A 20,735-nucleotide genomic window follows, 5' to 3' on the forward strand; every position below is an offset into this window, starting at 1 on the left:
AGTGGGCTTTGTGTTTATGTTTAGCTTACGAAACTCAATTAGAGCCAGAAATTCTTCAAAGGCATCTCTGCGTCAAAGTGATGAGCAATCTGCGCTTGGAGAAGCTCAGCGGTCGCGATCGCGTCAGTTAATGCATGATGCGGCGTGTAGTCGGGTAGGTGGTATCGACGACGGCTCTGCCCAAGCCTCACTGATGCTGGTTTTTTGCCTTTTAGCTTATTCCATAGGCCACCGGCCAGTTTGTTCTGGATCTGGGATTCAATCTCGAGCGTATCGAGAACTGGGAACTCAATGCCTTCTCCGAGTCGCACCTTCAATGCATTGTCCAAGAAGTCACGCTCGATTCGACGATAGTGAACCACCGGGATATGTCCCGCCATTGATTCTAAGATCTCGCCCAATACTTCGCTAAGGTCTGGCGCATCAATGATGTCATTGTGAGTGATACCATGAATAACGACAGATTCTTCTTCTAACTTTTGTTTTGGTCTCAGCGTCCAGTGTTTGGCTTGTCGCAAGTAGATGCGATTGAGCGTAAATGGCACTAAACCAATAGTAATAATGCCGTCTTTGTTTGGGTTTAATCCCGTTGTCTCAAAGTCGACAGCCAAGAACATCACTTCTGAAAGTGGCGTATCAGGCGCTGGAAGAGGCTGGCTATAAAAGTGCTTTAAGCGCTCGTCTTTCGCTCGTTCTAGCTTCTGAGCAAACTTAAATGGCCAATCGACCGCAGGTGATCTGAATAGTTTGTTCATAGGCCCTACTTAAACTTGTTGCTGGCTTGATAACGGAACTTAAGGAAGTTTTGCGCATTACTTAATATTTGGAATGCATCCTTTAGGTTACGTCGCTCGAAGTCAGACAGGTTCTCAGGCTCGATGTTGTTATCAGGCTCGATGTTGTTGTCGACATCGTGTGCTTGGTGGCGAATACGAACTAGAGAGATAAACTCCATCGCATCTTTCAAATCTTGAGCTCGGCCTTTTGGCAGAATACCTGCGTCGATAATGTCATCCAAACGTTCGAATGAGTTCTTAGAGCGAGAGCCAACCGCCAACGAGTGAACACGAATCAAATCGGCGAGAGGCGCAGTACCACGACGCTTAAGGTTGATTGAGTTGTTGTGACGGCCATCTTTCTCCATCACGAAATCTTTGAAGAAACCGAGCGGCGGTGTGCGGTTGAGTGCGTTACGTGCAAGACACGCCAAGAAGCGGTTGTTCTTGCGTGCGCGTCGAACAATAAAGCTGTTCAATTGCTCAGCCCATTTCAGACGACCATAAACGCCATCTAAGTCGAAGAAGATTGAAGCATTCAACAGTGCTTTCGGGTTTGGATCATCAATCCAATCGGCAAAGCACTCTTCCCACTGGCGACGAGTCATACGCCACGTTGGGTTAGTCGCCATGATGTCGCCAGTACAGTACACATAGCCACATTGGTCTAAGCCATCACAAATGAAGGTCGATAGCTCTTCAAAGTATTTACCGTGTTTTTTCTCGTCGTAAGTATCATCAAGAATAATGGCGTTATCTTGGTCAGTAACGAGCAGCTGCTCATCACGCCCCATCGAGCCAAGTGCGAGGAAACAGTAAGGAATAGGCGCCTTACCCAATTTCTCTTCACCCAGTTCGATAATACGTTGCTTAAAGCTACGGCCAATTACCGACATTGCAGTACCCACCATGTGGGCGTTGGCGTCTTCGTTAACTAAGCGTACAAAGCTGTCTTTTACTTGCTCAGAAAGCACCTTTAGATCTTCAATGCTTTGTTGCTGGAAGATACTACTTACAAGCAACAGCGAGTTTTGAGATTCGTAACGGACAATATCAGTCGCTTCGATAATACCGATAGGCTTCTTATCTTTAAGCACAGGTAAGTGGTGCACGTTGTAGCGAAGCATGGTCATCATGGCTTCATATACATAGGCGTTGTGATCGAGTGAGATAACCTCGGGTGTCATCACGCTGGACACTTCATCCGATGGATCGAGACCTTCGGCGAGAACACGCGTACATAAATCTCGGTCGGTGATGATGCCGATCACGGGTGTTGAGTCATCTTCATCATCTTCAACGATATCTGGATCGATAATCAGTAGGGACGAGACGTTGTCTTCTGCCATCATGGTCGCGGCTTGTTGAATGGTGCGCGTTTTTTCGATCATTGGCGCTTCGCTGGTGAGCAGCGTTTTTACCTTTGATGTGGTCAGGTCGTTAGCGTCGTTGCTGTCTGAATTGGCTTGGCGCAGTCGCGCATTATCTTCTACTTCGACAAAGTCGGCGAATGAATCGTAGTTGTCGTAAAGCTCTTGGAAGATAGGTTCAGGAATGCAGTAGAGCAGGGTGTCTTCAGTCGCTTTGACTGGGAAACGCACCTTGTTGTTGGTCAGTAGGCCCATTTGACCAAAGAGATGGCCTTCATCAAGGCGGTTATATAGCTCACCTTTACGACGATAGACTTCGACTTCGCCGCTTCGAACCATATAAAGATCATGAATTTGGTCACCAAAGTGAATGATAGGGGTATCTTGGCGGTAATAAGAAATTTCCACGCTACTGGTCACTTTCGCCAACATCTCTTCAGGGAGTTCTGTGAAAGGGGGGTATTGTGCCAGAAAGTTTTGAATCTCTAATAACTCAGCATCCATAATGATCATCCATTGGTTTGTATGATTTCATGGTACAACATTTGATAATATTTTGCCGTCACAAATCAATCTGTGAGCTAAAACCTTTTTAAAGTCTTATGGATAGACTAACCTTTCAATTAATGGAGTGACAGTTTAAGGATGATAGGAATGTCGAAGTGGAAGCTTAGTTTTGTCTCTGCGGTTTTAGCGTTTTCTCCAAGTTTGTGGGCGGACACTAACGCGGTGGATATTCTTGATTATGACCACGTTTATGCCACGGCGCATTCGGGCAGTTTAAATGAAGATGCAGGCAGTAATAACAATGCCTCGTCGTATGGATTAGGCGTCAGTTACGCGATGACGGATGATTGGTTGTTGCTGGGCGACTACAGTGCACGCTTCATTCACCCTGACGACACCACGACTCGAATTGATACACTTATGCCGGGTGTTGGTTACCGTTACAGCATCAAGAAAGATTTAGATATAGTGGCTTACTACCTGCTTGGTATCACTAAAGGTAAGGTTGAAGATAATGACACCAACCGAACTGAATCTTCAGATACTGAGTTCATCCAAGGGGTAAAAGCTGAGCTTAACTATGGTTTTGCGAAACGTTGGATTGCCAACGGTAGTGTGCAAGTGAATCGAAGTGATCTGTTTGATGAAGAGATTTATCACTTAGGTTTACGTTATCTCGTGACCAACAAGTTTGCGATTGGTGGCTCGTACCAACATCGAGATGGAGAAGGTAAGATTCGTAGCGAACGAACCAATGAGCTGGGCGTGGAGTTTTTCTTAGAGTATTAACTTACAAAGTATCTAAAACTGAAAGTCGAGACACAAAAAAGCCAGCTTAATCGCTGGCTTTTGCATACTTATCGGTCTGTAAGTGCAGGTTTCACTTTACGATTAAAGAACCGCAGCGATGCCTTTACATAGAGGGCCCATGTTTGACTTAGTCATACCAGCAACGCTGATACGTCCAGAACCAACAATGTAGATTGCGAATTCGTCTTTTAGGCGAGTTACTTGCTCTTTGCTTAGACCAGAGAAAGAGAACATGCCGTTTTGACGTTCGATGAATGTGAAGTCTGCATCAACACCTTCTGATTTCAGTGTTGTTACGAATAGCTCACGCATCTCTTGGATACGGTCACGCATTTCTGCTACTTCTGCTTCCCATTCAGCACGTAGATCAGCATTACCAAGGATGTGAGTAACGACAGCACTGCCGTGCGCTGGTGGGTTAGAGTAGATAGAGCGGATAATGCTTTTAACTTGAGAGAATGCTGTTGTTGCTACGTCTGCAGATTCCGCAACCAGTGTGAATGCACCAACACGCTCGTTGTACAAGCCGAAGTTCTTAGAGAATGAGCTAGCAACAAGGATTTCTTTGTTGTATTTAGCAAAAACACGTAGGCCAGCAGCATCTTCTTCAACGCCTTTCGCAAAACCTTGGTAAGCAAAGTCGAATAGAGGAAGTAGTTTCTTTTCAGCAACCAGCTTAGCCAGTACTTCCCACTCTTCAGCTGTTGGGTCGATACCTGTTGGGTTATGACAGCAGCCGTGAAGAAGAACGATATCGCCTTCAGAAGCTTTCTCTAGGTCAGCAACCATGCCAGCGAAGTCTTTGTCTTTAGTTTCAGCGTTGTAGTAGCTGTATTGAGCCGTTTCGATACCCGCAGCAGCGAAAACACCGTTGTGGTTAGCCCAAGTTGGGTTACTGATCCAGATTTTTACATCACCTAGTTGGCGCTTAATGAATTCACCCGCTACGCGAAGTGCACCTGTACCACCTGGCGCTTGTGCTGTTTTAGCTCGTTGAGACGTTACGATCTCTGCATCTGAACCGAAAAGCAGTTTCTGAACCGCTAGACCGTATTCAGCGGTACCTTCAATCGTTAGGTAAGATTTGGTTTTTTCGTTTTCAAGAAGTGCAGCTTCTGCTTTCTTTACTGTTTTAAGTACAGGCGTTTGACCATCTTCATTTTTGTAGATGCCAACACCAAGGTTGATTTTCTCTGCACGAGAGTCTTTTTTAAACTCTTCAGTAAGGCCGAGGATAGGATCGGCGGGAGCAGCTAACACTTTTTCAAACATAATCTTCATCCATGTCAATTGAGAGGGGATAGTATCTATGGGTAGTTATACCTGTATGGAATTTTTAAGACAATACGAAGTGAACAGAAAGGCTAAAAAAAATCCATTTCAATCAGATTTATTGACTAAAGAGGGTATTTGATAACAAAACACCCTACGGATTAACCTATAGGGTGCAAGAAGTTAGTGGTTTTTGAATAGATTATGCGGGCTGAGCAACAAGGCTTTCGCGTTCGAGTTCACTAGCGATATTTTTGCCATCTTTGTAGGTTGCAGCGATCGAAACAAACGCTTGTTCAACCGCTAGAAATGCGTCAACAACTTGCGGATCAAAATGCGTCCCATTGCCTTCTAAAATGATCTGTTTAGCTTGCTCATGAGTAAAGGCTGGTTTATAGACTCGCTTCGAAATGAGAGCATCATAAACATCGGCCAATGCCATTAAACGGCCAGATAACGGGATATCTTCACCAGACAACTGATTGGGATAACCACTGCCATTCCATTTCTCGTGGTGAGTCAGAGATATCTCCTTTGCGACTCTTAAGAAAGAGCTACTTCCCAACTGCTTTTCTGCAATAGATAACGCTTCGGCGCCAATAGCAGGGTGACCTTTCATTATCTCAAACTCTTCGTCCGTCAATTTACCCGGTTTCAATAACACGCTATCAGGCACACCCACTTTGCCTACGTCGTGCAAAGGCGCAGATTTGTAGAGTAACTCGATGTAGTTTGGTGTTAACAAGCTTGAGTGGATTTCTGATTCGCTGAGTTCTTGTGCGAGCACCTTAACGTATTCTTGAGTTCTAAGGATGTGTGCGCCCGTTTCATTGTCTCTCGATTCGGCCAGCGCAGATAGGCTAACAATCGCAACGTCACGTGTGGTTTTAACTTCGTTTTGCGCGGTTTCGAGGCTATCAAGCATAGTGTTGGTCATTGAGGCCATTGAACCAAGCTCGTTGTAGCCGAAAATAGGTAAGCGAACGCCTTGCTCGCCATTGGTCACCTTGTTCAAGGCACACTCTTGGCTTAGGAGAATGCGCTTAATTAGTTTGCTCCAAAGCGTCATGATGGCTATCGCATATCCACCCAGCACCACCGCCAAATAAATAAACTCTTTGATCACGCTGATCTTCCCTGTGCCATCCAATAAGCGATCTGGGTTATGTTCTAGCCAAAAGATGTCCTTGACGGCAATCATAGTTAGCATGGTGGTTAGTGTTACCAGAAGCACGATAACTAAACCAATCATTTGCTTGACCAGCGAACTCCTTTCACCAACCAGTTGGAAGTCAAATTGTCCAGTCGTCTCCATTTTATTCATTTGGCTGAGCTTAGCGTTCAATTGGAGAATGCTTCCGGTAAAGAAGCCGAATAGACTCATGCCAAACAACACCTTCAAATTGCTATCTATAGTGAATTCGTAGCTTAAGTTGTAGTAGAGCGCGAACGGGATACTTGCGGCAAAAAATAGAAGGGTATCAAGCTGCGCGAATCGACCTTGTTTAACTAATGTATGTTGCGCTAATAAATAACGACGCGCGATCCATAATAAGGCAAACACAATACTGACTTGTGTGAAAATCTCTAACGTCGTTAAGCTCTCGAGCATAGGGCATACCCGGCTGCCGTAGGTGCCAAACAGTACGCCAGCAATGACGTATAACTTAGTCGTTAGCGATTGATTGTAATTTGAAGTATCCATCGAAAAGCCTTTGTTCTCATTCTTATTAGATTCACGACTTTAGAATTACGAATGATTAGTATAACTGACGTGAATAAGACCGGAAATTCTATCGATAGCTTTCGTGGATTGATACAAGAAACTGGTTTGTGTTAGAGATTTGTTAGCTAGGTGAGGGTTATTACCGCATTTTTATGAAGATACTTGAATAGCCTCGGTCGAGGTTCGAGGCTATTCAGTCGGTATATTTGACTCAAGTCGCGAGTGATTGAGTTCGCGACCTACTTTAAATCAAATTACTTTTTCAGATTGATTTCAGCTTCAATAGAGCCTGTTTCAATCTCAGGGTGAGACGCTAGTTTGTCTGCAGCCCATTGGTTGATGTGTTTCAGAATAGCAGACACTGCGTGTTTTTCTGTTGGTGCTTGGTCTTGTTCTACATCGATCTTTTGCTTTGGATGTGAGCCTGTCGCATCTTCAGCAATATGGAGCCAATCTGGGTGCCAGTAATATGGCTGGCCGCTCGGTGTTGTCCAACTGTGAACACCGTTTGACTCTCCTTTATAACTTAATTGGTCTGCTTCTATTTTTTTCATTGTTATCTCGCATGTTTTTGGGTTACATCAAATTATTGAGGTAGAAAGTCAACTTAGCTCCTACCTTGGGTACAAACTTAGCAAAGCTTACAAAGTTATCTGTGAACTAATTCACACTATTGTGGAAATTAGGTGCGATCATATGGATAGCAGCAATAGTTGTTGGCGTAAGTGATAAAATCACCGGCTCACAGAATTTCTCTAGGTAGTACAATTAGATGGCGCGTTATGAAGAGCTTGCAAAGGATATTCGGACTCAGATAGCCAATAATACGTGGCGCTCCGGAGAGAAGATCCCTTCGGTACGCATGAGTTGTCGCAATTACAACGTCAGCAATAGTACTGTCTTACAAGCCTACCAGTTGCTAGAAAGCGAAGGGTGGATCATCGCTAAACCTCAGTCGGGCTACTTTGTCGCGCCGAGACTGGACGGCGTTGATTACGTAGAGCCATTCGTTCGTGAAAAGAAAGCCATTAATGACCGCTTATTTGATTTTTTGAAGTCGAGTTCAGCCGAGGGTGTGATTCCTTTCGGTTCTGCATTTCCAGATCCCGATCTTTTCCCATTACCTACCTTGACTCGAAATCTAGCCAGTGCCGGCAGGAAGATGACGGGTGCCAGTGTGATTAACAATCTGCCTCCTGGAAGTGAGTCTTTAAGAAGGCAAATCGCACAGCGTTATCTGCAGCAAGGCATTACAGTTAATCATCAAGACATCGTGATTACGTCAGGTGCAATGGAAGCGCTTAACTTGAGCCTGCAAACGGTCACTAAGTCGGGTGATAACGTAGTGATAGAATCTCCCGCATTCTATGGTGCTCTACAGGCTGTCGAAAGGCTAGGGCTTAACCCTATCGAAGTGGATGTTTGCCCAATTAATGGGTTGAATATAGAGCAGTTTGAAAACGCACTACAAAACCAAGATGTCAAAGCGTGTTGGCTGATGACGACTTTTCAGAACCCGACGGGAACCAGTTTGTCGGAACAGGCGAAGCGCCGTGTGGTAGATATTGCAGAACAACATGAAACCTACATTATTGAAGATGACGTGTATGGCGACCTTTATTACGAAGGGCATAAACCGAAACCACTAAAGGCTTTCGATAAGACCGATTCTGTTTTGTTGTGTGGGTCGTATTCAAAAAGCTTATGTCCGGGCTATCGAATAGGTTGGGTTGTGAACAAGCGTTTTAACGATGCGATTCAAAAGTTGCAGCTTCTTTCTACGTTATCGAGTAGTGCTCCCGTTCAACTTGGCGTCACCCATTTTTTAACGCATGAAAGCTACGACAATCACCTTCGTAAACTACGTAAAAACCTGCTAGTCAGGAAAGAGCGATTTATAGACGTCATTAAGCAGTACTTCCCGCATTCAATCGAGATTGAAGAACCAGCTGGTGGCTACTTTATATGGATTCGTTTCTCTGAAAAATTCGACAGCCAACAATTTCATCAACTGGCTATTGAGCAAGGTATTAGCGTCGCATCTGGCGATCTGTTCAGTGAGCAGGGCAGAGTGGATAACGCGATACGATTGAACTTCTCTTATGAATTGACAGAAGAGAAAGGACAAGCGCTTATCTTGCTTGGTAAACTTGCACATCAACTCACGAACTCGTAAAACCTTAAGTCCCTCATAAAAAAGACAATCATTCCAACTGTACGGGTTGTTTGTGGCGTAACTGTACGCCTAATTGACCAGAGAGTTATGGTTCAATAACGGTAGAGCAAATATTGGAGATACCGTTATGTTGAAAATGACTATGGGAAATGAAGTTAAGTTGATTATCGTCGCGATTGTGTGTGCGCTTCTGCTTATTCTCGGCCACGTACTGCTAGCAAAAGCGTTCGCTGATATGGCATGGGCGGAATACACCACTGCGGCTATCCCGTTCGTTATGATGGCAATCTGCGGTCTCGCAATAAAATACGCTATAGACCAAGATGTTGATTAGTTTTTGAATAACTAGTCTCTGATGGTGATAAGCAGAAGCAGAAGCAGCCGTCGTTTTGTTTTATTCAGAACATAAAAAACCTCCGCGATTGCGGAGGTTTTATTTGTTCTTAACTTATAAATCGAATAGGTTTTCGAATTAGAAGTTTGCAGAGCGTGGCGTACGTGGGAATGGAATCACGTCACGAACGTTGCCCATACCTGTTACGTAAGATACTAGACGCTCGAAACCAAGACCAAAGCCAGCGTGCGGCACTGTGCCGTATTTACGTAGGTCGCGGTACCAGCTCATGTGCTCAGGGTCGATACCCATAGCAATCATACGCTCGTCTAGAATGTCTAGACGCTCTTCACGTTGTGCACCACCGATGATTTCACCGATGCCTGGTGCAAGTACGTCCATTGCTGCAACTGTTTTGCCGTCGTCGTTTAAGCGCATGTAGAAAGCTTTGATGTCTTTCGGGTAGTTCTTAACGATAACAGGCGCTTTGAAGTGCTCTTCAGCTAGGTAACGCTCATGCTCAGAAGACATGTCGATGCCCCACTCAACGTCGAATTCAAATTTCTTACCAGAATCTAGTAGGATTTGGATTGCGTCAGTGTAGTCAACTTGTGCGAAGTCAGCGTCAACGAATTGCTCTAGACGAGTAATTGCTTGCTTGTCGATGCGAGAAGCAAAGAACTCAAGGTCGTCGCGGCGCTCTTCAAGAACAGCAGCGAAAACGTACTTAAGCATGTCTTCAGCCAGTTTCGCTACGTCGTTAAGGTCTGCAAACGCAACTTCAGGCTCAACCATCCAGAACTCAGCTAGGTGGCGGCTTGTGTTTGAGTTTTCAGCACGGAACGTAGGACCGAACGTGTAAACCTTGCTTAGTGCACAAGCATAAGCTTCAGCATTAAGTTGGCCAGATACTGTTAGGAACGTCTCTTTACCGAAGAAATCTTCGTTGAAGTCTACGTCGCCTTTTTCAGTACGTGGTAGGTTTTCCATGTCTAGCGTAGAAACGCGGAACATTTCACCAGCGCCTTCTGCATCAGATGCAGTGATAAGCGGAGCAGAAGTCCAGAAGAAGCCTTGCTCGTGGTAGAAACGGTGAATCGCTTGAGATAGACAGTTACGTACACGTGCTACTGCGCCAATCACGTTTGTACGTGGACGTAGGTGAGCAACTTCACGAAGGTATTCGATAGAGTGACGTGTCTTAGCCATTGGGTAAGTGTCAGCATCTTCAACCCAACCCACAACTTTAACGTCAGTTGCTGCTAGTTCGAAGTCTTGACCTTTCGCAGGAGACTCAACAATCTTACCTGTTACTTCAACAGAGCAGCCAGTTGTTAGCTTTAATACTTCGTTTTCGTAATTATTAAGATTATTAGGAACCACGGCCTGAATCGGGTCGAAACAAGAGCCGTCATAAATGGCAAGGAAAGAGATTCCAGCTTTGGAATCACGACGTGAACGGATCCAGCCGCGAACAGTTACTTCACTGTCTACCGCTAGCTTGCCGCCAAGTACGTCTGTTACAGGCGCGTAAGTCATGTTGATTTCATTCTCCATTGAGGGACAAATTCAACTCAAAGTCTCTGGCATTGCTGCAAATAAACATACATTTGCACAATAATTAGCCGAAACATTAAGTTGTATAAACTTTTTAAATCGATTGAACATATTACCTGTCATACCGACAGCTTCAACCTTTATTCTTGCTTGGTGAAAGAAATATTGTGTCTACTGACCATAAATACGTTTGAGGGTGTGTTTTTTGTTCGATCTTAGCGTGCGCCTTACGTTCCGCCTAATGTGAATCGTCGAATGAACAAGGCGTAATCGAAACCTTTGTTTTCAATAATTGGAGTGTGATTGTGTTGAAACTCGCTCTATATTGGCGCGGATTCAGTCATATCGGACTTGATCACCTTCTTAATTTCCCACTAAAGCAACAAGAGGAGTTTAATATCTACGTGTTAATTACGCCGCCTTAACCCCTGCATTCTCTCTACACCCGCACTTTTCGAGCGCTCGCTCATTCAAGAAAAACAGTCGATCAGATTATGTCTCAACAAGGCAGGACTGGCTGTACAAGTAAAAGAGAATTACATGCTTAATTATTTAAAAAAACACTGGTTATCAAACGTTAAAGGAGATTCATTATCTGGGGTTGTGGTTGCACTCGCATTGATCCCTGAAGCCATCGCATTTTCAATTATTGCAGGCGTTGACCCTAAAGTAGGGCTATATGCTTCGTTCTGTATTTGTTTCGTAACCGCTTTGGTTGGCAGCCGCCCAGGAATGATTTCCGGAGCAACAGGCGCAATGGCGCTGTTAATGGTCACCTTAGTGAGAGAGCACGGATTGGAGTACTTGCTTGCTGCTTCATTTCTTGCAGGCGTTATTCAAATCGCGGCGGGATATCTCAAGCTCGGTAACCTGATGAACTTTGTTTCCAAATCGGTGATTACTGGATTTGTTAACGCGCTCGCCATCCTAATCTTCATGGCCCAGCTCCCTGAATTGGTCAACGTCCCTTCGAGCGTTTATGTATTAGTCGCTTTGGGTTTGGCGATCATTTATCTGCTTCCTTATTTCCCCAAGTTTGGTCGTGCAATACCTTCTCCATTAGTCGCGATTGTTGCCCTGACAGTCATTAGTTTGTTGTTCGGATTAGATGTGAGAACGATTGGCGATATGGGTAAGCTTCCTGATTCACTGCCTGTGTTTTTAATTCCCAATATTCCATTCACGTTCGATACGCTTGCAACCATCCTTCCATATTCGATTGCTCTATCTTTGGTTGGCTTATTGGAATCCTTGATGACAGCGACCATCGTCGATGACCTGACAGATACTGAAAGTAATAAAAACAATGAGTGTAAAGGGCAGGGGGTTGCCAATATAGTGGCCTCCCTTTTTGGTGGTATGGCGGGTTGTGCGATGATTGGCCAGTCAATCATTAACATCAAATCAGGCGGCTTAACCCGATTGTCCAGCATGATCGCCGGGGTTGTTTTGTTATTAATGGTGGTGTTTGTTTCTGATTGGTTGAAGCTGATACCGATGGCAGCTTTAGTGTCTGTGATGATCATGGTTTCTATCGGCACATTCTCGTGGCGTTCTATTGTTGAGCTTAAAGACCACACACTTCCAACTAATGTAACCATGTTAGTGACCGTGGCGGTGGTGGTGTTTACTCATAACTTAGCGATTGGGGTGGCGGTTGGCGTGGTGTTATCGGCTCTGTTTTATGCACATGCTAGCAAGTCGATGGTCTTTATATCTGATGAAGTGGTGACCAACGAAATGCACACCATCCACCGAGTAAAAGGGCATGTATTTTTTGCTTCTTCAGATGCGTTTGTCGATCTATTTGATTATGACAACGCGACCTCTTTAGTGACGATCGATATATCGGATGCTTCGTTCCTAGATAACACTTCGGTTGAGGCGCTTGATAAGGTTGTGTTCAAGTTCCGTAAAAAGGGGGCTTATGTGGAGGTTTCTGGAATGGATACCGTGAGTGCGAATCTGATATTCAAACACGCGATGTACCACAAGCATAAAGACTTAACCGCGGTTTCCATTACGCACTAATCGTTGTCTAAGGTTATTTGAAAGCCTGAACTAGACATTGTTAGGAAGATAAAGCGCTCATTGTGAGCGCTTTTTTGTTGTAGACGACCTATGGGTTCTTCTTTGTACTCGACAAAGTAAACTGATTAATCAGTGACTCAAGGTGATCAGACAGCTCTTCTAAGTCATTGCTGATGTCGCGGGTTTCAGCCGCAGATTGCGATGTGTTGTCGGCGTGAGAAGTGATGGTTTCAACCTTTTGTTGAACATCTTGAGTCGCTTGTGTGGTGGATTGCGTTTGCTGCTGAATGTTCTGTGCGTGGGCTAGCACCTGTTTCATCTCTTCAACCACCCCATTCATTTCTATTGAAAGTGCGTCGATGTCGGTGGAGCTTTGATGGGCTTGTTCGCAAACGCGATCGGTCGAAGTCAGAGACTCTTCACTGCCTTGCTGGAATTGATGAATGATTGACTCAATGCTGCCTGTTGCTTCGGCGGTTCTTGATGCTAGGTGACGAACTTCATCAGCAACTACTGCAAATCCTCGACCTTGTTCTCCGGCGCGAGCCGCTTCAATCGCTGCATTTAATGCAAGAAGGTTGGTTTGGTCGGCAATGCCACGAATAACACTCAATATTGAAGAGACCTCACCGGTTTGCTCATTGAGTGTCAGTATCTTGTGCTTCACTTCTTCTATACTGCTGACTAGGTTCTTTATCTCACTGCTTGCGTCGTGTGCTTGGTTGGCACTCTTACACGCTACATCGGCGGTGTGATTGATGAGTTCTGAAGCGGTTAAAGTGGCTTGTTCTACATTGACTTGTTGCGCCTGTATCCCTTCGACATTGTGTTGCACTTCTGCGGTTTCGCTTTGCTGGTCGCTGGCGGCTTGCTCGGTAATTTGCGCGACGCTAGTCAGTTGGTTGGCAGACGCATTCAGTTTATGCGAAGTATTCTGTACCTTTTCTAAGCTGTCAGATACGGTGCCCATGAACGAGTTGATGGAGTTAGCCAGCGTGCCAATCTCATCCTTACTTTGTTCAGGCAGGCGAGTGGACAGGTTTTTATCGCTGCTGACTTGGGTCATGAAGCGAGAAGTCTGTTGAAGAGGGCGCACGATAATCTTGCGAATTAATCCCATCGTAAGAACAAATCCGGCAAACGAGATCACCGTCATAATGCCAATAGCGGTCATGGTTTGAGTGTTGATCAGCGAGTTGACATGACTAAGGTTGTATTCAAGGCGAATTGCCCCCAATACTTCGCCTTCTGGTGCCATATGACAGGCGACGCAATTGGTACCCCGGTAATCTTCACTCGACTTCATGGGTAGAGCAATAACCAAGCCTTTACCCCAATCGGCAGAAAAGGGTTCGATAACCGTTTCACCTGCTAGCGCTCGCTTGTCGATATCATCAACAGGTATTTGATTGTCATTACCGGGACCGTATAACTTGCTTACAGCGTCAGCGCGCAAAACACGAACGTCTTCAATGCCTTCTTGTGCTAACGCTTTTTGACGCAGGGTCTCTTTTTGCGCCATTGTGCCAGTCAGCATCATCATATTAAGGCTATCGAAATAGTTACTTGCCTTATCATGAAGCTGTTCACTCAATACAGAGTTAACAAGTTGTTTTTGCTGCGAATATTGAAAGTAGGTCGATATTGCTAGCAAAAAAGTGAACACAATAGCGAGGGCCACTAGAATTTTGAAGGTTATAGTTGAGCGCATAAGGTATTAATTTTTTATTTTTTAATGACGCGCATACTGTACGTGTAAGAGTCACTACCACCTATGGGGTATGGCGAATTGTGTGACCATACTCCGGTTGTGGTTATGTTTCTGTGATGTAGCAAGTTTGTGTTATGTCTTATGTCAAAATATAACGTTGAGTTGTGAATTTGATTCTAGTTAGAGGAGAGAGTCTCGGGTTCCATGGGCTAGATGTATTTATCAGCTTGTCTTTTATCAATGAAAATTATTGTATTAGAAGGTTTGGTGGTCAATTTATATCCAGATAGCTATTTTGTTCAATTTAATAGCAAAAAGTGTGGTTATAGCGTTGTGTTTCGAGTCTCATTCGATAAGATGAGAAGATCTCTAATGCTAGAGGTAGGGCAGCAACGGATACGCTGCTTCAAATACTATGGAATGTGACTCAATTATTGGACACATACATGAAATTCAAGATTACATCGCCGATTATTGAACCTACGGAAGGTTCACCACATCAGTTAACGCTTACTCACGCTTCTCGTTTTACCTCTCTTAAGACAAGCTCCCCTTTGAACGCCCTGTTCGACAACGTCTCTGCACGCTTCTTTACCGCTTATCGCTCCTATTGTTATTCGTTTTATAACTTTATTTCTATCTGAATTCCTTTGTCATCCACTTGATGCACGAAGATTCACACCTATAAAAACTAAACAAATAAGTTAAAAATAATGAATATTAAAATGATGGGTAGCTCCCTAATTATCGCTGGTACCGCTCTCGGTGCTGGTATGCTCGCGATCCCAATGGTATTAGCTCAATTTGGATTGCTTTATGGCACACTGCTGATGGTACTGATCTGCTTCGGTACTACTTACGCAGCATTATTACTTCTAGAAGCGACCATCAAAGCGGGTGGCGGTCTAGGATTAAACTCTATTGCCCGAAAAACCTTGGGTAAACAAGGTCAGTTGCTTACCAACGGTTTGCTATACGCGTTATTGATTTGTCTATTAATGGCTTACATTCTGGGCGCAGGTGACTTGCTGAGTAAGTTACTGTCTAACTTTGGCGTCGAAATTACCGCTACTAGCAGCCAAATCGTGTTTACCTTGCTTGCTGGCGCTGTAGTCGCAAGTGGTACTGGTGTGATTGATAAACTCAACCGCGCATTGTTCTTCGTGATGCTTGCAAGTTTATTTGCAACCATGGCGTTCTTGGCACCGAGCATGACTCAAGAAAACTTGATGCAGGTAACCAGCCATGACCACGTTGATTTAATCAAAACCAGTGCAATCCTGTTTACAAGCTTTGGCTTTATGGTTGTGATTCCAACGTTAGTTTCTTACAACCACGAAGCGACAGACAAACAGCTGCGTAACATGGTGATCGTCGGTTCTCTGATCCCATTAGTGTGTTACTTGTGCTGGTTGTTTGCGGTAGTGGGTAACTTGAGTGAAGAGCAATTCAGAAGCTTTAAGAACGTATCCGATTTGATGGCGGCGTTTGAGGCTCAATCTCCTTGGGTGGGTAATGTTCTGTCTACCTTCACTGGGTTGGCGTTGTTGACCTCTTTCTTTGGCGTGGCGATGGCGTTGTTCAACCAGAACAAAGACATGTTCAACCAAAATACGGCAGTAACGTACTGTATTAGCTTTATCTTACCGTTGGCAGGTTCACTGCTTGCTGCAGACAAGTTCCTACAAGTGTTGAACTACGCAGGTATCATCTTAGTGTTCTTAGCTGTGTTCGTTCCTCTGGTGATGGTTCACAAGCAACGCTTCATGAAAGTAGCAGAAGATAGATACAGCGCGGAAGGTGGCAAGCCAATGATGCTTTTTTCATTGTTGTTTGGTTGCTTCCTGCTTATCTCGCAAGTGATTTAATAAAACAATTTGGTTGGGTGAATAAATCAGTCAACCAATTTCAGTTACAAAAAAAGGAACGCATCGGCGTTCCTTTTTTATTATCGGTTTATTAATTCAGAGTGATTAACAAACAACCTTAACAGCCAAACCACCTTGAGAAGTCTCACGGTATTTAGCGTTCATGTCTTTGCCTGTTTCTAGCATTGTTTCGATAACTTTATCTAGAGAAACAGTAGGAGCAGAAGAACGACGAAGTGCCATACGAGTCGAGTTGATTGCTTTAACTGCAGCAATACCGTTACGCTCGATACATGGTACTTGTACTTGGCCGGCTACTGGGTCACACGTTAGACCTAGGTTGTGCTCCATGCCGATTTCTGCAGCCATACATACTTGCTCAGGGCTACCACCCATAAGCTCAGCAAGACCAGCAGCAGCCATAGAACATGCCACACCAACTTCACCCTGACAGCCAACTTCGGCACCAGAGATAGAAGCGTTACGCTTGTAAAGACCACCGATCGCGCCAGAAGCTGCAAAGTAACGGATGTAGTCTTTCTCTGTCACTGTTTGGATGAACTTATCGTAGTAAGCCAATACCGCAGGGATGATGCCACATGCGCCGTTTGTTGGTGCAGTTACTACACGACCGCCCGCTGCGTTTTCTTCGTTTACTGCGAAAGCAAACATGTTCACCCAGTCAACAACCGTCATTGGATCGTTAGTTGTTTTTTCTGAAGTGATCAGCTGTTGGCGAAGTGCTGCTGCACGACGAGGTACACGCAGTGGACCTGGCAGGATACCTTCAGTATTCATACCGCGATCCATACACTCACGCATCGTTTTCCAGATGTTAGCGAAGTAAGTGCGAGACTCTTCGTCTGAGTGGAATGCTGCTTGGTTTTTCATAACCAGTGTACTGATAGAAAGACCGCTTTCTTTACACTGATTAACCAGCTCTTCAGCTGTAGTGAATTCGTAAGGTGCTTTGATTGGGTTTTCTTCTTCTTTGCCGAAGTTTTCTTCGTCAACGATGAAACCGCCACCAATTGAGTAGTACGTTTTTGAGTATGCAACTTCGTCACCAACCCATGCATGGATGCTCATGCCGTTCTCGTGTAGAGAAAGGTTGCTAGTGTGGAAGTTCATACCGCCATCGCGTGGGAACGATACTGTATGACAGTGCATGCCAACAGGAAGGCGCTCAGTTTCTTCTACGCGAGCAATGAAGCCTGCAATAGAATCGATATCAACACGCTCAGGAGTATTGCCAGCAAGACCCATGATGATTGCGATATCTGTGTGGTGACCTTTCCCTGTCAGTGATAGTGATCCATATACGTCCACGGTGATTTTAGTGATGTCGCGCAATTTTCCCATTGAACGTAGGTCATCAATAAACTCTTTACCCGCTTTCATTGGTCCAACTGTGTGTGAGCTCGATGGACCAACACCGATTTTATAGATATCAAATACACTAATCATAGCGATTACCTCAAAAAGAGAGCCTCCCAAGGGGAGTAGGGAGGCTCATTTATTATCATTATATTTTTTGTTTAATCTCGCGATATAAGATGGATGCCATCTTATAAAAAGGGCTTGAGATTAAAGAGCGCCGTAGATTACAGAACTAATAGCCGCTAGACCACATAAAGCTGTAAAGATTTGTACAGGTGCTGAAGTTTTGTACTTAGCCATTGCTGGTACTTTGTTCATTGCGAATACAGGCATTAGGAACAGGATAGCTGCAATCATTGGAGCACCCATTGTTTCAATCATACCTAGGATGCTTGGGTTAACTACCGCAACAATCCAAGTTGTAACAACGATGAACGCTAGAGAAGCTTTCTCAATCTTAGAGATTGAAGAACCAGAGCGAGACTTGATTAGACCAACAAGACCTTCGTGAGCACCTAGGAAGTGACCGAAGTAGCTTGAAGTAATCGCTGCGAACGCTACTAGAGGACCCATGTAAGAGATAAGTGGAGACTCATGTACGTTAGCTAGGTAAGAAAGAACAGAGATGTTCTGTGCTTGTGCTGTTGCTAGTTGCTCTGGAGATAGAGAAAGTACTACAGAGAATACGAAGAACATTACAAAGCCCATCAGCATCATTGCTGCGCCGCCAGTGATTTGGTCAGTTTTCTTAACTGCGTCTTCACCGTATACACGACGTTGCTCTTTAGAGAACTGTGAAATGATTGGGCTGTGGTTGAAAGAGAACACGATGATTGGAATAGCAAGCCAGATAATAGAAGGCATTGTTGACCATTCTGGGCTTACGTCCATCATTGAAGTGTTCCAATCAGGAACTAGGTAGAAAGATAGTGCTAGTAGGATGAATACTAGTGGGTAAACCATCGCTGACGTTGCTTTAAGCATCAGCTCTTTACCGAATACAACACCTGCTGTCATAGCAAGGATAAGTGCACCAGAAAGAAGAGGACGTGGAATAGATTCCATACCCATTTGGTTTACTAGGAAAGAATCAACCGTGTTTGTGATACCAACACCGTAGATAAGAACGATTGGGTAGATAGCGAAGAAGTAAGCAAAAGTAATAATGTTTGCGCCAGTCTTACCGAAGTGCTCTTCAACTGTGTCTGTAATATCTGCTTCAGGGTTTTTAGCTGACAGTACGAAGCGAGCTAGAGATTTGTGTGCGAACCAAGTCATCGGTGCCGCGATTAGAGCTAGGATAACTAATGGCCAAAAACCACCCGCACCAGCTTTGATTGGAAGAAATAGTACGCCAGCACCAACTGCTGTACCGAATAGTGATAAACACCAGGTAAAATCTTTATAGTTAAACTTGCTTGAATCTTTAACGGCATTTGCCGAAGAAGTTGTTGTGTTCATGTTAAATTACTCATTTTTTGGGAACAGGAAATAAGTCGGGGCTAATTCTGCAGAATTTTCTTCTACAAAAAATAGATCTAAATCATGTAATGAAACGGCGTGTCACATGATATGCGAAAAACGGATTTTTGATCACGAAATTGGCGTGCTACAGGTGATTTATGCTCATGCTAGGTATTAGTTTTTATTATGCGAAAGGCGGGGTTGTTCAGATTTATACCAGGGAAACGTTTGCGTAAAATTGCATTAATAATTCTGTTCCATACAAAGCTTGCGATTTGTTAACAGAGATTAAACAAAACGTAGTTGCTATGTGATTTGTTGCACTACATGCTGCTGCAGAGATTGGATAATTTGCGCCGTAACGCCCCAAATTAGGTGCTCTTGGAAGGGCATCGCAAAAACACGATGCTTGATTTGTTTGAAGTTAACAGTGTGGCTGTGTAACTTGGCTTGGTCTAAAACATAGGTGGCAGGCACCTCAAAAATAGAGGCAACTTCATTCTCATCGATGATGGCTTCATAGTCAGGATCGACCAGAGCAACAATCGGTGTCACAGAAAATTTACTAATAGTACTCAAAGCGGGTAATTGCCCAACAATTTTAACTTGATCCGATCGAATTCCTACCTCTTCATGGAGCTCTCTAAGTGCAGTAAATTGCATAGAAGGGTCAGAGAGTTCATGTTTACCGCCAGGAAAACTGACTTGGCCAGGATGATGCTTTAAATGAGCGGCTCTTTTAGTAAAAATGACATGTAAACCATCTTCTCTTTCAACTAAACCTACCACCACTGCCGCTTTACGTAATTGATCGCCACTGATATGCGAAACACGCTCTACTGACTCTGGGTGATAGCCAACGGTAGGGTTTAGTTGGAATTGTTGAAGGAAGTTTTCTTTATTCATATCAAGCCAATATATTGATTATTATGATTTTAAGTATAGACATAACAGTGGGCTGATTACCAATTTTGAGTGTGTCTTCATTTACTTACCTTTAGTTTAGCTATTAACTAGGCGTAATTAAGGGCCACGTAGTTACTGACATCCTTAAAATGCCGGTTTTTGCTATATTCAATATGTACGCATCTGCGAGTAAGCGTTACCCATGTCATAAAATTGGGTTACGGAGCGTAGATTTTGTGTTTAAGAATTTGATAACAATGACTTAGTGAACCATTCTAAAAAGAAATAGAAGAAAAGGTATGAGATGAAAGGAATCATATTCACCGAATTTTTAGAGCTTGTTGAAGACAAGTTTGGGTTAGAGCTTTTGGAAGAAGTTCTAGAGACGTCAGAAGATGAAGGGATCTACACATCTGTCGGAAGTTACGACCACAAAGATCTGGTTAAACTCATCATTAATCTGAGCAAAAAAACCGATATAGATGCAGCAAGCTTGCAACGCGTTTTCGGGCAGTCCGTATTTAAGAACTTATTAGCCTCATTGCCGAATAAAGCTAGCATTGCTCACAGCAATACCACCTTTCAATTTATTCAGCACGTAGAGCGCTACATTCACGTTGAAGTGAAGAAGCTCTATCCAGATGCTGAGCCACCTGAATTCAGTTTTATCACCACGACCGAAGCACAACTTGTTTTTGACTACAAAAGCGCAAGATGTATGTCTCATGTTTGTTTAGGGCTTATCGAAGGGTGCGCTGAATACCACGGTGAATCTATTGCGGTGGAGATGACGCCACAAAATGATGACCAGAGCGTGGTTAGGTTTAATCTCAAAGTAGAAAAGTGA

17 protein-coding genes are annotated in these 20,735 nt (G+C 44.1%); 7 read left to right on the forward strand and 10 right to left on the reverse strand.

Going from position 1 to position 20,735, the window contains the following annotated elements:
* Positions 1-38: 38 nt before the first annotated feature.
* Positions 39-755, reverse strand: a complete 717-nt coding sequence (locus CWO13_RS17900; protein ID WP_048658409.1) for a 3'-5' exonuclease — start codon at positions 753-755, stop codon at positions 39-41.
* Positions 756-760: 5 nt separating this feature from the next.
* Positions 761-2,650 (reverse strand): DUF294 nucleotidyltransferase-like domain-containing protein, encoded by a 1,890-nt coding sequence (locus CWO13_RS17905; RefSeq protein WP_048658410.1) that lies wholly within the window; start codon positions 2,648-2,650, stop codon positions 761-763.
* A gap of 150 nt (positions 2,651-2,800) precedes the next feature.
* On the opposite strand from CWO13_RS17905, the gene CWO13_RS17910 reads away from it, so the two are divergent.
* Positions 2,801-3,442, forward strand: a complete 642-nt coding sequence (locus CWO13_RS17910) for an outer membrane beta-barrel protein (protein ID WP_048664801.1) — start codon at positions 2,801-2,803, stop codon at positions 3,440-3,442.
* 102 nt (positions 3,443-3,544) lie between these two features.
* Here CWO13_RS17910 and CWO13_RS17915 read toward each other — a convergent pair whose 3' ends face one another.
* The 3 genes from CWO13_RS17915 to CWO13_RS17925 all read right to left on the reverse strand — a co-directional run bounded on the left by CWO13_RS17915 (position 3,545) and on the right by CWO13_RS17925 (position 7,015).
* A complete protein-coding gene (locus tag CWO13_RS17915; RefSeq protein ID WP_108083315.1) occupies positions 3,545-4,735 on the reverse strand; it encodes an amino acid aminotransferase in 1,191 nt (396 codons plus the stop codon).
* 202 nt (positions 4,736-4,937) lie between these two features.
* On the reverse strand, positions 4,938-6,440 hold the full coding sequence (locus tag CWO13_RS17920) for an HD-GYP domain-containing protein (RefSeq protein ID WP_108083316.1): 1,503 nt from the start codon (positions 6,438-6,440) through the stop codon (positions 4,938-4,940).
* Positions 6,441-6,715: 275 nt separating this feature from the next.
* A complete protein-coding gene (locus tag CWO13_RS17925) occupies positions 6,716-7,015 on the reverse strand; it encodes a hypothetical protein (RefSeq protein WP_017060414.1) in 300 nt (99 codons plus the stop codon).
* A 218-nt stretch (positions 7,016-7,233) separates the two neighbouring features.
* On the opposite strand from CWO13_RS17925, the gene CWO13_RS17930 reads away from it, so the two are divergent.
* Entirely contained in the window at positions 7,234-8,637 is a 1,404-nt protein-coding gene (locus tag CWO13_RS17930; protein WP_107899253.1) for an aminotransferase-like domain-containing protein, read from the forward strand.
* Positions 8,638-8,764: 127 nt separating this feature from the next.
* On the forward strand, positions 8,765-8,971 hold the full coding sequence (locus tag CWO13_RS17935; protein WP_004734707.1) for a hypothetical protein: 207 nt from the start codon (positions 8,765-8,767) through the stop codon (positions 8,969-8,971).
* Between the two features lie 138 nt (positions 8,972-9,109).
* Here the strand turns inward: CWO13_RS17935 and asnS are convergent, their stop codons facing one another.
* Positions 9,110-10,510: an asparagine--tRNA ligase gene (asnS, locus tag CWO13_RS17940; protein WP_017060416.1), complete on the reverse strand. Its 1,401-nt coding sequence runs from the start codon at positions 10,508-10,510 to the stop codon at positions 9,110-9,112.
* A 558-nt stretch (positions 10,511-11,068) separates the two neighbouring features.
* Between asnS and CWO13_RS17945 the strand changes: the two genes are divergently transcribed.
* Positions 11,069-12,559, forward strand: a complete 1,491-nt coding sequence (locus CWO13_RS17945; protein WP_108020842.1) for a SulP family inorganic anion transporter — start codon at positions 11,069-11,071, stop codon at positions 12,557-12,559.
* Between the two features lie 88 nt (positions 12,560-12,647).
* Here the strand turns inward: CWO13_RS17945 and CWO13_RS17950 are convergent, their stop codons facing one another.
* A complete protein-coding gene (locus CWO13_RS17950) occupies positions 12,648-14,270 on the reverse strand; it encodes a methyl-accepting chemotaxis protein (RefSeq protein ID WP_048668647.1) in 1,623 nt (540 codons plus the stop codon).
* A 446-nt stretch (positions 14,271-14,716) separates the two neighbouring features.
* On the opposite strand from CWO13_RS17950, the gene CWO13_RS23355 reads away from it, so the two are divergent.
* Positions 14,717-14,914 (forward strand): hypothetical protein, encoded by a 198-nt coding sequence (locus CWO13_RS23355; protein ID WP_123923953.1) that lies wholly within the window; start codon positions 14,717-14,719, stop codon positions 14,912-14,914.
* Between the two features lie 81 nt (positions 14,915-14,995).
* Positions 14,996-16,138 (forward strand): amino acid permease, encoded by a 1,143-nt coding sequence (locus CWO13_RS17955; RefSeq protein ID WP_108083317.1) that lies wholly within the window; start codon positions 14,996-14,998, stop codon positions 16,136-16,138.
* Positions 16,139-16,243: 105 nt separating this feature from the next.
* Here the strand turns inward: CWO13_RS17955 and CWO13_RS17960 are convergent, their stop codons facing one another.
* The 3 genes from CWO13_RS17960 to CWO13_RS17970 all read right to left on the reverse strand — a co-directional run bounded on the left by CWO13_RS17960 (position 16,244) and on the right by CWO13_RS17970 (position 19,888).
* Complete coding sequence (locus CWO13_RS17960) at positions 16,244-17,605, reverse strand: L-serine ammonia-lyase (RefSeq protein ID WP_048609201.1); 1,362 nt, start codon at positions 17,603-17,605, stop codon at positions 16,244-16,246.
* 120 nt (positions 17,606-17,725) lie between these two features.
* Positions 17,726-18,979, reverse strand: a complete 1,254-nt coding sequence (locus tag CWO13_RS17965) for an aromatic amino acid transport family protein (RefSeq protein WP_048658418.1) — start codon at positions 18,977-18,979, stop codon at positions 17,726-17,728.
* Positions 18,980-19,288: 309 nt separating this feature from the next.
* Positions 19,289-19,888: a CoA pyrophosphatase gene (locus CWO13_RS17970; protein ID WP_081228700.1), complete on the reverse strand. Its 600-nt coding sequence runs from the start codon at positions 19,886-19,888 to the stop codon at positions 19,289-19,291.
* Positions 19,889-20,192: 304 nt separating this feature from the next.
* On the opposite strand from CWO13_RS17970, the gene CWO13_RS17975 reads away from it, so the two are divergent.
* The gene (locus CWO13_RS17975) at positions 20,193-20,735 is read left to right on the forward strand and encodes a heme NO-binding domain-containing protein (RefSeq protein WP_102432744.1); all 543 of its coding nucleotides are present in this window, start codon (positions 20,193-20,195) and stop codon (positions 20,733-20,735) included.

This window comes from Vibrio sp. ZF 223, assembly GCF_003050585.1.
GTDB classification, from domain to species: domain Bacteria; phylum Pseudomonadota; class Gammaproteobacteria; order Enterobacterales; family Vibrionaceae; genus Vibrio; species Vibrio crassostreae.

What these genes read in the sequence shown, in the direction of transcription:
- CWO13_RS17900 (WP_048658409.1), bottom strand. Translation starts at nt 755, where the DNA reads ATGAACAAACTATTCAGATCACCTGCGGTCGATTGGCCATTTAAGTTT.
- CWO13_RS17905 (WP_048658410.1), bottom strand. Translation starts at nt 2,650, where the DNA reads ATGGATGCTGAGTTATTAGAGATTCAAAACTTTCTGGCACAATACCCC.
- CWO13_RS17910 (WP_048664801.1), top strand. Translation starts at nt 2,801, where the DNA reads ATGTCGAAGTGGAAGCTTAGTTTTGTCTCTGCGGTTTTAGCGTTTTCT.
- CWO13_RS17915 (WP_108083315.1), bottom strand. Translation starts at nt 4,735, where the DNA reads ATGTTTGAAAAAGTGTTAGCTGCTCCCGCCGATCCTATCCTCGGCCTT.
- CWO13_RS17920 (WP_108083316.1), bottom strand. Translation starts at nt 6,440, where the DNA reads ATGGATACTTCAAATTACAATCAATCGCTAACGACTAAGTTATACGTC.
- CWO13_RS17925 (WP_017060414.1), bottom strand. Translation starts at nt 7,015, where the DNA reads ATGAAAAAAATAGAAGCAGACCAATTAAGTTATAAAGGAGAGTCAAAC.
- CWO13_RS17930 (WP_107899253.1), top strand. Translation starts at nt 7,234, where the DNA reads ATGGCGCGTTATGAAGAGCTTGCAAAGGATATTCGGACTCAGATAGCC.
- CWO13_RS17935 (WP_004734707.1), top strand. Translation starts at nt 8,765, where the DNA reads ATGTTGAAAATGACTATGGGAAATGAAGTTAAGTTGATTATCGTCGCG.
- asnS (WP_017060416.1), bottom strand. Translation starts at nt 10,510, where the DNA reads ATGACTTACGCGCCTGTAACAGACGTACTTGGCGGCAAGCTAGCGGTA.
- CWO13_RS17945 (WP_108020842.1), top strand. Translation starts at nt 11,069, where the DNA reads ATGCTTAATTATTTAAAAAAACACTGGTTATCAAACGTTAAAGGAGAT.
- CWO13_RS17950 (WP_048668647.1), bottom strand. Translation starts at nt 14,270, where the DNA reads ATGCGCTCAACTATAACCTTCAAAATTCTAGTGGCCCTCGCTATTGTG.
- CWO13_RS23355 (WP_123923953.1), top strand. Translation starts at nt 14,717, where the DNA reads ATGAAATTCAAGATTACATCGCCGATTATTGAACCTACGGAAGGTTCA.
- CWO13_RS17955 (WP_108083317.1), top strand. Translation starts at nt 14,996, where the DNA reads ATGATGGGTAGCTCCCTAATTATCGCTGGTACCGCTCTCGGTGCTGGT.
- CWO13_RS17960 (WP_048609201.1), bottom strand. Translation starts at nt 17,605, where the DNA reads ATGATTAGTGTATTTGATATCTATAAAATCGGTGTTGGTCCATCGAGC.
- CWO13_RS17965 (WP_048658418.1), bottom strand. Translation starts at nt 18,979, where the DNA reads ATGAACACAACAACTTCTTCGGCAAATGCCGTTAAAGATTCAAGCAAG.
- CWO13_RS17970 (WP_081228700.1), bottom strand. Translation starts at nt 19,888, where the DNA reads ATGAATAAAGAAAACTTCCTTCAACAATTCCAACTAAACCCTACCGTT.
- CWO13_RS17975 (WP_102432744.1), top strand. Translation starts at nt 20,193, where the DNA reads ATGAAAGGAATCATATTCACCGAATTTTTAGAGCTTGTTGAAGACAAG.